This is a genomic window from Achromobacter sp. Marseille-Q0513 (assembly GCF_018195695.1).
GTDB lineage: Bacteria > Pseudomonadota > Gammaproteobacteria > Burkholderiales > Burkholderiaceae_B > Achromobacter.
This window is the reverse complement of sequence record NZ_JAGTJY010000186.1, coordinates 1-11937: the sequence shown is the minus strand read 5'-3', so window position 1 is coordinate 11937 and position 11937 is coordinate 1. Positions and strand designations below refer to the sequence as shown.

Sequence of the window (11937 nt, the reverse complement as noted above, 5' to 3'; positions counted from 1 at the left end):
GCATACAATGGCGGCCATGGAAAAAGTACGCATCTCCAAGCTCATGTCCGAGCGTGGGCTCTGTTCGCGCCGCGAGGCCGATGGTTATATCGAGCGCGGCTGGGTCCGCGTCGACGGCGTGGTGGTGTCCGAGCTGGGCGCCCGCGCGTTTCCCGACCAGGTCATCACGCTGGAACGCGCCGCGCAGGCGCGCCAGACCTCGCGCGTCACGATACTGATCAACAAGCCGGTGGGCTATGTGTCCGGCCAGGCCGAGAAAGGCTATACCCCGGCCGTGGCGCTGATCGACTCGCGTTCGCGCTTTGCAGCCGACCGCGCGCCGCAGCGCTTCGAGCGCGGCCATCTGGACGGCCTGGCCGTGGCCGGCCGGCTGGACATCGATTCCCAGGGCCTGCTGGTGCTGACGCAGGACGGCCGCATCGCCAAGCAGCTGATCGGCGAGGACTCCGAGGTCGACAAGGAATACCTGGTGCGCGTGCAGGGCAGCCTGTCGGACCGCGGTCTCGAACTGTTGAACCACGGCCTGTCGCTGGACGGCAAGGCCCTGCGGCCGGCGCAGGTGCGCTGGCAGAACAGCGACCAGCTGCGTTTCGTGCTGCGCGAGGGCAAGAAGCGCCAGATTCGCCGCATGTGCGAGCTGGTCGGGCTCAAGGTGGTGGGCCTGAAGCGCGTGCGCATCGGCCATGTGGCGCTGGGCGACCTGCCGCTGGGGCAGTGGCGCTACCTGCGCGAGGACGAGCGCTTCTAGGCCCGTCCCGGCCCGGGCGCTCTGCCCCGGGCCTTATCCGCACACAGATTTTTCAGTCTGTTTCCAGCGCGCCGTCATTTCATGAAAGCGGCGCTATCCTTCGCTGGCCCGCCACCCAGGCGCTCCATCAGGAATTCGATGAAGATCCGGGTCTTGGCGGGCAGGAGCCTGGTCTCGGTGACCGCATAGACGGGGAAGGGCCCCAGCTGCCAGTCGGGCAGCACCCGCAGCAGCTGGCCCGAACGCCGTTCCTCGTGCTGGCCTCCGACCAGCACCGCGATGCCCGCGCCCAGCATCGCCAGCCGGCGCGCCATGGCGACGCCGTTGACCGAAAAGCGGTTGCCGGGCGTGAACTCGATGTGCTGGTCGCCGTTGTTCAGCGGCCAGCGCGTGACGCGGCCGGCGCCTTCTGCGCGGAACTCGATGCACTCGTGGCGGGTCAGGTCGCTGGGATGCTTGGGTTCCCCGTGTTTTTCCAGGTACTCGCGCGACGCGTACAGATAGGCCGGCAGCATGCCCAGCAGACGCGCGATCTGCGTCGAGTCGGGCAGTTCGCCGATCTCGATGGACACGTCGCAGGTCTGGAACACGCGCTGAGCGTGGTCCGGATTGGCGAGGTCCAGATAGAACGTGACGTCCGGATAGCGCAGGGAGAATTCCATGAACGATTCGGCCAGGAAGTCCGTGCCGAAGTCGGCGGGCATGTTGACCCGCAGCGGGCCGACCGGGGTGTCGACCAGCTTCTGCAATTCCTCATGGGCGATCTGGGCCTCGGCCACGATCAGCTGGCAGCGCTCGAAGTACAGCCGGCCGGCGTCGGTCAGTTCGACCTTGCGCGTGGTGCGGCTGAGCAGCCGCAGTCCCACGGAGCGTTCGAGTTCGGCCACCTGGCGAGACAAAGTCGACTTGGGGATGCCCAAGCTGGCGGCGGCGCGGCTGAAACTATGCGTCTTGGCCACTTCGACGAAGAGCTCCATGCCTTGTAAACGTTTCATGGCGGAATTTTGTCATAGAGGGAGTAGTAGGATTGTCCCACAGATGGAATGATGTTTTCTCTTGATTGCTCTTTGTTTCTCGTGCGGGATAACGCAGAATGCGAGTTCTGCATTGCAGCAACGCCCTGCCTGACCGTCCGAGTCCACCATTTCCCCGAACCGCTACCCGATCCGCGCGCCGCGTGGACCCAGATCTGTTGTTTTCCAAAATGTAGAGTGGGCGGGTCGTACAGAAGCCGTCCGGGCGATGTACGCTCGGCGCTTCCGGGCAAGGCAGTCTTCCGCCGTTGCGTCGCGCGCCAGTCCGCGCGGCCGGTCGGGGGGCAACTTTTATCGTGATTGGGAACTGAACGTATGAACAAGAAAAGCGCTATGTGGCGCGGCGCGGCGGTCGTCGCGCTGACGGCATCGGCCCTCACCCTGGCCGCTTGCGGCAAGAAGCAGGACGCGCCCCAGGCGGGCAAGCCGCAGGTTTCGGTCGTGACCCTGTCCACCAAGGCGGTTTCCCTGACCACCGAGTTGCCGGGCCGCACCTCGCCGTTCCGTGTGGCCGAAGTCCGGCCGCAGGTCAACGGCATCGTGCAGAAGCGGCTGTACACCGAAGGCGGCGACGTCAAGGCCGGGCAGCAGCTCTACCAGATCGATCCCGCCTTGTACCAGGCCACGCTGGACAGCCAGAAGGCCGCCCTGGCGCGCGCCCAGGCGCAGCAGAAGACCGCCGCGCTGCTGGTCGAACGCTACAAGCCGCTGGTGGCCACGCGCGCCGTCAGCCAACAGACCTATGACAACGCCGTCGCCGCGCGCGACCAGGCGGTCGCCGACGTGCTGTCGGCCAAGGCCGCGCTGGACACGGCGCGCATCAACCTGGTCTACACCAAGGTGCTGTCGCCCATCGACGGCATCATCGGCCGCTCCTCGGTGACCGAGGGCGCGCTGGTGACCGCCAACCAGGCCGCCGCGCTGGCGGCCGTGCAGCAAATCGATCCGATGTACGTCGACGTGACGCAGTCCAGCGTGCAGCTGCTGCGCCTGCAGGAAGCGCTGGCCAGCGGCCAGCTGACCCGCGCCGATGGCGAGCAGTCCGCGGTGGTCACGCTGACGCTGGAAGACGGCACGCAGTACAAGCAGCAGGGCAAGCTGCAGTTCTCGGAAGTCACGGTGGATCCGGGCACGGGTTCGGTCACGCTGCGCGCGGTGTTCCCCAATCCCGACCGCCGGCTGCTGCCGGGCATGTTCGTGCGCGCCCGCCTGGTCGACGGCGTGGCCAGCCAGGGCCTGCTGGTGCCGCAGCGCGGCGTGACGCGCAACCAGCGCGGCGAGCCGACGGCGCTGGTGGTCAACGCCGAGAACAAGGTCGAACTGCGCACCTTGAAGACCGACCGCGCCGTGGGCGACCAGTGGCTGGTCAGCGCCGGGCTGGCGGCGGGCGACAAGGTGATCGTCGAGGGCCTGCAGATGGTGCGCCCGGGCGTCGAGGTCGTGGCCACCGAGGCCGGCGCCAAGCCGCAGCCGGCGCAGCAGCCGCAAGCGGCCGCCGACGCGAAGAAGCAGTAAGTCAGGGAGCCACGCATGGCAAAGTTTTTTATCGACAGGCCGGTATTCGCCTGGGTGATCGCGATCGTGCTGATGATGGCCGGCGCGCTTTCCATCCTGAAGCTGCCGGTCTCGCAGTATCCCAACATCGCGCCGCCGGCCATCGGCATCGCGGTGACCTATCCCGGCGCCTCGGCGCAGACGGTGCAGGACACCGTGGTGCAGGTGATCGAGCAGCAGATGAACGGCCTGGACGGGCTGGAGTACATCTCGTCGGAAAGCAACTCCGACGGCAGCATGTCCATCACGCTGACCTTCCGTCAGGGCACCAACCCCGACACCGCGCAGGTGCAGGTGCAGAACAAGCTGTCGCTGGCGCAGCCGCTGCTGCCGCAGGAAGTGCAGCAGCAGGGCATCCGCGTCACCAAGGCCACCAAGAACTTCCTGATCGTGGCGGGCTTCGTCTCCACCGACGGCACCATGACCAAGGACGACCTGGCGGACTACGTGGCGTCCTATGTGCAGGATCCGATCAGCCGCACGCAGGGCGTGGGTGACTTCCAGCTGTTCGGCTCGCAGTACGCGATGCGCATCTGGCTGAATCCGGACAAGCTCATCAACTACGGCCTGACCACCACCGACGTGGTCAATGCCATCAAGGAGCAGAACGTCCAGGTGTCGTCCGGCCAGTTGGGCGGCCTGCCGGCCGTGCGCGGCCAGCAGCTCAACGCCACTATCATCGGACCGTCGCGCCTGCAGAAGCCGGAAGACTTCGGCCGCATCCTGCTGAAGGTCAATCCGGACGGCTCGCAGGTGCGCCTGGCCAACGTGGCCAGCATCGAGCTGGGCGGCCAGACCTACGCCATCGACAGCTACTTCAACGGCAAGCCGGCCTCGGGCCTGGCGGTCAAGCTGGCGCCGGGCGCCAACGCGCTGGACACGGCGCAGGCGGTGCGCGACACCATCAACAGCCTGAAGCCGTTCTTCCCGCCGGGCATGGACGTGGTCTATCCGTATGACACGACCCCGTTCGTCAGCCTGTCGATCGAGGAAGTGTTCAAGACGCTGGCCGAAGCCATCGTGCTGGTCTTCCTGGTGATGTACCTGTTCCTGCAGAACTTCCGCGCCACCATCATTCCGACGCTGGCGGTGCCGGTGGTGCTGCTGGGCACCTTCGGCGTGCTGGCGGCCTTCGGCTATTCCATCAACACGCTGACCATGTTCGGCATGGTGCTGGCCATCGGCCTGCTGGTGGACGACGCCATCGTGGTGGTGGAGAACGTCGAACGGGTGATGGCCGAGGAAGGGCTGACGCCCAAGCAGGCCACGCGCAAGTCCATGACCCAGATCACGGGCGCGCTGATCGGCATCGCCATGGTGCTGGCCGCCGTGTTCATCCCCATGGCCTTCTTCGGCGGCTCCACGGGCGTGATCTACCGCCAGTTCTCGATCACCATCGTCTCGTCCATGGTGCTGTCGGTGATCGTGGCCATCGTCTTCACGCCGGCGCTGTGCGCCACCATGCTCAAGCCGATTCCCAAGGGCCATCACGGCGCCAAGCGCGGTTTCTTCGGCTGGTTCAACCGTTCATTCGACCGCAGCACCGAGGGCTACGCCAACACCGTGTCGCGCGTGCTGAACCGTGGCAAGCGACTGATGCTGGTCTACCTGGCCATCGTCATCGCCATGGCCTGGATGTTCACGCGCATCCCGACCGCGTTCCTGCCGGAAGAAGACCAGGGCATCCTGTTCGCCCAGATCCAGACGCCGTCGGGCGCCACCGCCGAACGCACCAAGGCCGTCATCGACGAGGCCACCAAGTACCTGCTGGAAGAAGAGAAGGACGCCGTCACCTCGGTGTTCGCCGTCAACGGCTTCAACTTCGGCGGCCGTGGCCAGAACGCGTCCATCCTGTTCATCAAGCTGCGCGACTGGGATGAGCGCGGCGCCGCCCGCCTGAAGGCCGGCGCCGTGGCCGCGCGCGCCAACGCCCACTTCCGCAAGACCATGCGCGACGCCATGCTGTTCGTGGTGCCGCCGCCCTCGGTGATGGAACTGGGCAACGTGACGGGCTTCGACTTCATGCTGATGGACCGCGCCGGCGTGGGCCACGAGAAGCTGCTGGCCGCGCGCAACCAGTTGCTGGGCGCCGCGGCCAAGAGCCCGGTGCTGCAGGGCGTGCGCCCCAACGGCATCGAGGACGCGCCGCAGTACCAGCTCGACATCGACCGCGAGAAGGCGCGCGCGCTGGGCGTGGCGGTGTCCGACATCAACAGCACGCTGGCCACCGCCTGGGGCTCGTCCTACGTCAACGACTTCATCGACCGCGGTCGCGTGAAGAAGGTGTTCGTGCAGGGCGACGCATCCGCGCGCATGCTGCCCGAGGACCTGGAGAAATGGTACGTGCGCAACAAGAATGGCGACATGGTCCCGTTCTCGGCCTTCTCGTCGGCCAGCTGGACCTACGGCCCGCAGAAGCTGAACCGCTACAACGGTTCGCCGTCCTTCAACATCCAGGGCCAGGCCGCGCCGGGCTACAGTTCGGGCGCCGCCATGCAGGAAATGGAACGCCTGGCCGCGCAGCTGCCGACCGGCGTGGGCTACGAATGGACCGGCATGTCGTTCGAAGAGCGCTTGTCGGGCGCACAGGCGCCGGCGCTCTATGCGATTTCGCTGATCGTGGTGTTCCTGTGTCTGGCAGCGCTGTATGAAAGCTGGTCGATCCCGTCGGCGGTGATGCTGGTGGTGCCGCTGGGCATCATCGGGGCGCTGGCCGCGACCATGTTGCGCGGGCTGTCCAACGACGTGTACTTCCAGGTGGGGCTGCTGACCACCGTGGGCCTGGCGGCGAAGAACGCGATCCTGATCGTGGAATTCGCCAAGGAGCACTACGAGTCGGGGGCGGGGCTGATCGAGTCGGCCATCCATGCCGCGCGCCAGCGCCTGCGGCCCATCCTGATGACTTCGCTGGCCTTCATCCTGGGCGTGGTGCCCCTGGCGATTTCCTCGGGCGCGGGCTCGGGCAGCCAGAACGCCATCGGCACCGGCGTGATCGGCGGCATGCTGACCGCCACCTTCCTGGCCATTTTCTTCGTTCCCACCTTCTTCGTGGTCATGCTCAAGCTGTTCAAGGTCAAGCGCATGAGCGAGCAGCGCGACAAGCACGAGACCGACGTCGCGGCGGAGGGACCTGCGCAATGATGATTCCGATGAGAACCCTGTTGTCCGTATCCCTGGCGGCTGCCCTGGCGGGCTGCTCGCTGGCCCCGACCTACGAGCGCCCGGACGCGCCGGTCAGCGCCGCCTATCCGGCCGGCGCGGCCTACAAGCCCGACGCGGTCAACCCCGCGGGCGTGGCCACGGCCGACGTCGGCTGGCGCGACTTCTTCACCGACCCGCTGCTGCAGCGGTTGATCGAGATGTCGCTGGCCAACAATCGCGACCTGCGCGTGGCGGCGCTGAACGTCGAGGCGGCGCGTGCGCAGTACCGCATCCAGCGTTCCAACCTGATGCCCAGCATCGGCCTGGCCGGCAAGGAAACCGCGCAGCGCACGCCGGGCAGCCTGACGCCAAGCGGGGAAGCCACCACCAGCCACAACTACCAGGTGGGCGCCGCGCTGTCGACCTGGGAGCTGGACCTGTTTGGCCGCATCCGCAGCCTGAGCGACAAGGCGCTGGAGTCCTATCTGGCGCTGGACGAGACGCGCACGGCCACGCAGCTGTCGCTGGTCGCCGAAGTCGCCAACGCCTACCTGACGCTGCGCGCCGACCAGGAACTGCTGGCGCTGACGCGCGACACGCTCAAGAGCCAGCAGGATTCGTTCAAGCTGACGCAGCAGAGCTACGACATCGGGCTGTCGACCGCGCTGGACCTGAGCCAGGCCGAGGTCGGCCTGCGCACCGCCGAACGCAACCTGTCGCAGTACACGCGCCAGGCCGCGCAGGACCGCAACGCGCTGGTGCTGCTGGCGGGCCAGCCTCTGCCCGACGATCTGTCGGCGGCGCTGGACCAGGCCGTCAGGCTGGACGACGGCATGCTGCCCACCGCCTTGCCGGCCGGGCTGCCGTCCGACCTGCTGGCGCGCCGCCCGGACATCCGCGCGGCCGAGCACCAGCTCAAGGGCGCCAATGCCAATATCGGCGCGGCGCGCGCGGCTTTCTTCCCGACCATCAGCCTGACCGGCACGGCGGGCACGGCCAGCTCCAGCCTGGGCGGCCTGTTCGATGGCGGTTCCGGCGCCTGGAGCTTCACGCCGCAGATCACGGTGCCGATCTTCGCCGGAGGCTCGCTGCTGGCTGGACTGGACCTGGCCCATGTGCAGAAGAACGTGCAGATCGCGCAGTACGAAAAGGCGATCCAGTCGGGCTTTCGCGAGGTGGCCGACGCGCTGGCCGGACGCGGCACGCTGGATGAGCAGATCCAGGCGCAGCGCCTGCTGGTGGACGCCAGCCAGCGCGCCTACGATGTGTCCGATCAGCGCTTCCGCCAGGGCATCGACAACTACCTGAGCGTGCTGGATTCGCAGCGTTCGCTGTACAGCGCCCAGCAGTCGCTGGTGGACACGCGCCGCGCGCGCCTGTCCAACCTGGTGAACCTGTACAAGGCGCTGGGCGGCGGCTGGACCGAGCGCACCGCCTCGGCGGCGGGCGCGACGCAACCGGCGCAGGCCGCCGGCGGCTGATCCGCGCGACGGCGACTGGCCGGCCCCTCGGGCCGGCTGGCGGCGGAACCGCAAAGGCAACGGGCCGGCCCTGTGAGGGGCCGGCCCGTTTTTTCGCCTGCCGATAGTGGCAGGGCGGGGCGCTGCGTCAGGCGCGTTTCTTGGCGATGAGGCCGACCACGAAGAGCACGATGATGGCGCCCACCACCGAGGCGATCCAGCCTGCCGGCTCGCCGTCGTGGTACCAGCCGAGCTGACGGCCGAGGAAGCCGGCGACCACCGAGCCGACGATGCCCAGGATGGTCGTCATGACGATGCCCATGGGCTGGTCCCCGGGCATGACGGCGCGGGCGATCAGGCCGACGATGAACCCGACGATGATCATGATGATGATGCTCATGCGCGTGCTCCTTGCGTAAGGAAAAGGGTGCAATGCGCTCCGATCATACTCACGCGCCGCGTTCATGGGGTGTAACAACACGTATGCGGGGCGCGCCCGCAACATGCTGCGCCGCATCGCGCACGGTTGGCATCAGGACGTGATATCGATTAGCTGCCGGATGTCGCGGGTGAGCGCCTCGATGCTGTCGGTTTCCGAGGCCAGCAGCCGCGCGCGGCCCTTGTTGTCGAAAATGTACACGCCGCGGCTGTGGGTCACGTCGTAGATCTCGGCGTCGTCGCCGGGCTTGGGCTTTTCGATCTGGTAGGCGACGCGGTAGCGGCGCGCCAGGTCGGCGATCTGCTTTTCGTCGCCGGTCACGCCGATGGCGTTCTTGTTGAACGCGTCCACATAGGCCTGCAGGATGTCGGGCGTGTCGCGATGCGGATCCACGCTGACGAACACGATGCGCACGTCGCGCGCCTTGTCGCCCAGGTTCTGCAGCACGGCGGTCAGCTGGGCCATGGTGGTGGGGCAGATGTCCGGGCAGCTGGCGTAGCCGAAGAACAGCAGCACGGTCTTGCCCTTCAGGTCGTCGCTGCTGACGGTCTTGCCGCCCGCGCCGGGCAGCGAGAACTTCAGGTCGGGCAGGTGGCCCTTGACGTCGTACAGGGTCCAGTTCACGTTCCGGTCGCCGCAGGCGGCGAGCAGCATGAACAGGGTCAGCAGCAAGCCGCGCCAGGCGCGGCCGGAAGTGAGGTGTCTCATGTATCCCAAGGCCGGTCGAGAAAGATAAACCCGTCGATTCTACCCGCATGCCAGGGGCGGGCGCGCCGGGCGCCCGCGCACCGCTTGCGTTGGCGCAAGCCCGCCGCGCGCCGGCGGGTGCGTTTGTGAAGTTTTGTCGGGGCTTTGTCGTGAAAAGCGTTTTCGGGCCCGATGGGGGCGCCGGCCGGAATATATTCAGCCATCAGTCAGATTGATGGCTGCAAGCACACGAAGGCTGGGCCATGCGCTACCCGTACTATCCATACTTTCCCGTCGTCCTCGACATTCTTCATTCGCGCGCCGCCGAGCAGGTGCTGGACGCGCCTTGCGGCACCGGCTGGCTTGGCGACAACCTGCATGCGACGGCCCGGCGCAGCGTCGAACTGGACGGCGTGGGGCTGTGGGAGTTTCCCGAAGCCGGCGGCGGCTACCGCGAGGTCACCGAGCATGACCTGGAAACGCCGCTGTCGCTGAATCGCCAGTACGACGCCGCCGTCTGCTGCGAAGCCATCCACCTGGTGACCAATCCCGGCGTGCTGGTCGACAGCCTGCGGCGCGCGCTGCGGCCGGGCGGCACCGTGGTCATCACCACGCCCAACACCTGGTACTTCCGTTCGCGCCTGCAGTTCCTGCTGCGCGGCTTCCATTCCGGCTTCCGGCCCATGGTGGGCCGCCAGCGCGGGCAGGACTACATCACGTATTTCCCCTGGAGCTACCCGCAGCTGCATCTGCTGCTGTCGCACTACGGCTACGTGGACATCACGCTGCACGAGGTCGACGAGGTCAAGCCCAAGCGCCTGCTGGAGCATCTGCTGGCGCTGCCGTCGCGCCTGTACTACCGGCGGCGGATCAAGCGCGCGGAAAGCGAGGAAGCGCGGCAGTTCTGGCGGGAAGCCGCGCGCGACCAGTCGGTGCATGGCCGCTGGCTGGTGGTGTCGGCGCGGCGGCCGGTCGAAGACATGACGGCCTGACAGGGACGCCCCGGGGCGCGCATGCCGTGGCGCTGCGCGGCCCGCGCAGTCCCGGCGCACGGAAAGACGGCCCGCGTGTGCGGGCCGTCTTGTCCTGCAACCTGCGTCGTCGCGTCAGGCGGCGCTCATGCCGCTGTGGCGCAGCAACGCATCGATGCGCGGCGCGCGGCCGCGGAAGGCGGCGAAGGAGTCCGCCGCCGGACGCGAACCGCCCACCGCCAGCACTTCGCGGCGGAAGCGCGCGCCGGTCTCCGGGTCCAGCGTGCCCAGCGCCGAGCCGGACGGCTGGCTGGCGGCGGCTTCCTCGAAGGCCTCGTAGGCGTCGGCCGACAGCACCTCGGCCCACTTGTAGCTGTAGTAGCCGGCGCCATAGCCGCCGGCGAACAGGTGCGAGAAGGCATGCGGCAGCCGGTGCCAGGCGGGCGGGAACAGCACCGCGACTTCCTGGCGCACTTCCTGCAGCAGGGCCAGCACCTGGGCGATGGAAATGCCCTGGGCGCGGTCGTGCATCAGCATGTCGAACAGCGCGAACTCGATCTGGCGCACGGTCTGCATGCCGCTCTGGTAGTTGCGCGCCGCGATCATGCGGTCGTAGAGCGCGCGCGGCAGCGTCTCGCCGGTGTCGGCGTGGGCCGACAGCTTCTGCACCACGGCCCATTCCCAGCAGAAGTTCTCCATGAACTGCGAGGGCAGTTCGATGGCGTCCCATTCCACGCTGGAGAAGGCGGCGGCGCCGGGCTCGTCCACTTCCGACAGCAGCGCGTGCAGCGCATGGCCGGTCTCGTGGAACAGCGTGATCACGTCGTCATGCGTCAGCACGGCGGCGCGCTCGCCGTTGGGGCGCGAGAAGTTGCAGGTCAGGTAGGCCACCGGCGTCTGCAGGCGTCCGCCGGCCAGGCGGCGGGTGCGCTCGCTGTCGACCCAGGCGCCGCTCTGCTTGCCGGCGCGGGCATAAAGGTCCAGGTACAGATGGCCGATCAGCGCGCCCTCGGGGCTTTCCACGCGCACGCCGCGCACATCGGCGTGCCAGGACGACACCGGCGTTTCCACCAGACGCACGTTGAACAGGGTCTCGATGACCTCGTAGAGGCCGGCCAGCACGCGCGGCTCGGTGAAGTACTGCTTGACCTCGTCTTCCGAGTAGGCGTAGCGCGACTCGCGCAGGCGCTCGGAGGCGTAGGGCACGTCCCAGGGTTGCAGCTCGGCCAGGCCCAGCTCGGCGTCGGCATAGGCGCGCAGCTCGGTCAGGTCGCGCTGCGCGTAGGGCTTGGCGCGCGCGGCCAGGTCGCGCAGGAACTCGGTGACTTCGTGGGCGTCGCGCGCCATGCGGGTCTGCAGGCGCAGCGCGGCGAAGGTGCCCAGGCCCAGCAGGCTGGCTTCCTCGGCGCGCAGCGACAGCAGTTCTTCGATCAGCGGCGAGTTGTCGTACTGCGCGTCGCCCTGTTCCGACGCGACGGTGCCATAGCCGCGGTACAGCGCCTCGCGCAGGCCGCGGTCGCGGGCGTACTGCATCACGGGCAGGTAGCAGGGCATCTTCAGCGTCAGCTTCCAGCCCGGCTTGCCGTCTTCCTCGGCGGCGGCGCGGGCGGCGGCCAGCACGTCGGCCGGGATGCCGGCCAGGCGCGCTTCGTCCTCGACGAACAGCGACCAGGCGTCGATGGCGTCCAGCACATTCTCGGAGAACTTCTGCGAGGACTGGGCCTCGCGGTCGGAAATGGCGGCGTAGCGCTCGCGGTCGGCGCCCTGCAGCTCGACGCCGCTCAGCCGGAAGTCGCGCAGCGCCATCTCGACGATGCGGCGGCGCACCGGCGTCCAGGCGGCGAAGTCCGGCGCGGCGGCCAGGCGCTGGTATTGCTTGTACAGGCCCTCGTGCAGGCCGACC

General features: G+C 67.9%; 9 protein-coding genes. 5 read left to right on the top strand and 4 right to left on the bottom strand.

Going from position 1 to position 11937, the window contains the following annotated elements; translation table 11 throughout:
• The first annotated feature begins 16 nt into the window (after window positions 1-16).
• The gene (locus KDH83_RS25780) at window positions 17-748 is read left to right on the top strand and encodes a pseudouridine synthase (protein ID WP_212320869.1); all 732 of its coding nucleotides are present in this window, start codon (window positions 17-19) and stop codon (window positions 746-748) included.
• A 74-nt stretch (window positions 749-822) separates the two neighbouring features.
• On the opposite strand, the gene KDH83_RS25775 is transcribed toward KDH83_RS25780, so the two are convergent.
• The gene (locus KDH83_RS25775; RefSeq protein ID WP_212320867.1) at window positions 823-1725 is read right to left on the bottom strand and encodes a LysR family transcriptional regulator; all 903 of its coding nucleotides are present in this window, start codon (window positions 1723-1725) and stop codon (window positions 823-825) included.
• 390 nt (window positions 1726-2115) lie between these two features.
• On the opposite strand from KDH83_RS25775, the gene KDH83_RS25770 reads away from it, so the two are divergent.
• From KDH83_RS25770 to adeC, 3 genes are read left to right on the top strand one after another with little or no spacing between them, the layout of a single operon-like run.
• Window positions 2116-3297: an efflux RND transporter periplasmic adaptor subunit gene (locus KDH83_RS25770; protein WP_212320865.1), complete on the top strand. Its 1182-nt coding sequence runs from the start codon at window positions 2116-2118 to the stop codon at window positions 3295-3297.
• Window positions 3298-3312: 15 nt separating this feature from the next.
• Window positions 3313-6477 carry an efflux RND transporter permease subunit gene (locus KDH83_RS25765; protein ID WP_212320863.1) on the top strand — a complete coding sequence of 1055 codons (3165 nt, stop codon included), beginning with the start codon at window positions 3313-3315 and terminating at the stop codon, window positions 6475-6477.
• A complete protein-coding gene (adeC, locus tag KDH83_RS25760) occupies window positions 6477-7958 on the top strand; it encodes an AdeC/AdeK/OprM family multidrug efflux complex outer membrane factor (protein WP_283093848.1) in 1482 nt (493 codons plus the stop codon). The genes KDH83_RS25765 and adeC overlap by 1 nt, the downstream gene beginning before the upstream one ends.
• Before the next feature lie 127 nt (window positions 7959-8085).
• On the opposite strand, the gene KDH83_RS25755 is transcribed toward adeC, so the two are convergent.
• Both KDH83_RS25755 and KDH83_RS25750 read right to left on the bottom strand, forming a co-directional pair.
• Complete coding sequence (locus KDH83_RS25755) at window positions 8086-8337, bottom strand: GlsB/YeaQ/YmgE family stress response membrane protein (RefSeq protein ID WP_103273989.1); 252 nt, start codon at window positions 8335-8337, stop codon at window positions 8086-8088.
• 132 nt (window positions 8338-8469) lie between these two features.
• The gene (locus tag KDH83_RS25750; RefSeq protein ID WP_212320859.1) at window positions 8470-9084 is read right to left on the bottom strand and encodes an SCO family protein; all 615 of its coding nucleotides are present in this window, start codon (window positions 9082-9084) and stop codon (window positions 8470-8472) included.
• Window positions 9085-9326: 242 nt separating this feature from the next.
• Between KDH83_RS25750 and KDH83_RS25745 the strand changes: the two genes are divergently transcribed.
• Complete coding sequence (locus tag KDH83_RS25745) at window positions 9327-10055, top strand: methyltransferase domain-containing protein (protein ID WP_212320857.1); 729 nt, start codon at window positions 9327-9329, stop codon at window positions 10053-10055.
• Window positions 10056-10169: 114 nt separating this feature from the next.
• Here KDH83_RS25745 and KDH83_RS25740 read toward each other — a convergent pair.
• Window positions 10170-11937 (bottom strand): M3 family metallopeptidase (locus KDH83_RS25740; protein WP_212320855.1); only part of this gene is annotated, 1768 nt, incomplete at its 5' end.

Bases quoted from the DNA above. Each gene is read 5' to 3' on its own strand.
- KDH83_RS25770 (WP_212320865.1), top strand. From the start codon at position 2,116: ATGTGGCGCGGCGCGGCGGTCGTCGCGCTGACGGCATCGGCCCTCACC.
- KDH83_RS25745 (WP_212320857.1), top strand. From the start codon at position 9,327: ATGCGCTACCCGTACTATCCATACTTTCCCGTCGTCCTCGACATTCTT.
- KDH83_RS25765 (WP_212320863.1), top strand. From the start codon at position 3,313: ATGGCAAAGTTTTTTATCGACAGGCCGGTATTCGCCTGGGTGATCGCG.
- KDH83_RS25775 (WP_212320867.1), bottom strand. From the start codon at position 1,725: ATGGAGCTCTTCGTCGAAGTGGCCAAGACGCATAGTTTCAGCCGCGCC.
- KDH83_RS25750 (WP_212320859.1), bottom strand. From the start codon at position 9,084: ATGAGACACCTCACTTCCGGCCGCGCCTGGCGCGGCTTGCTGCTGACC.
- adeC (WP_283093848.1), top strand. From the start codon at position 6,477: ATGATTCCGATGAGAACCCTGTTGTCCGTATCCCTGGCGGCTGCCCTG.
- KDH83_RS25755 (WP_103273989.1), bottom strand. From the start codon at position 8,337: ATGAGCATCATCATCATGATCATCGTCGGGTTCATCGTCGGCCTGATC.
- KDH83_RS25780 (WP_212320869.1), top strand. From the start codon at position 17: ATGGAAAAAGTACGCATCTCCAAGCTCATGTCCGAGCGTGGGCTCTGT.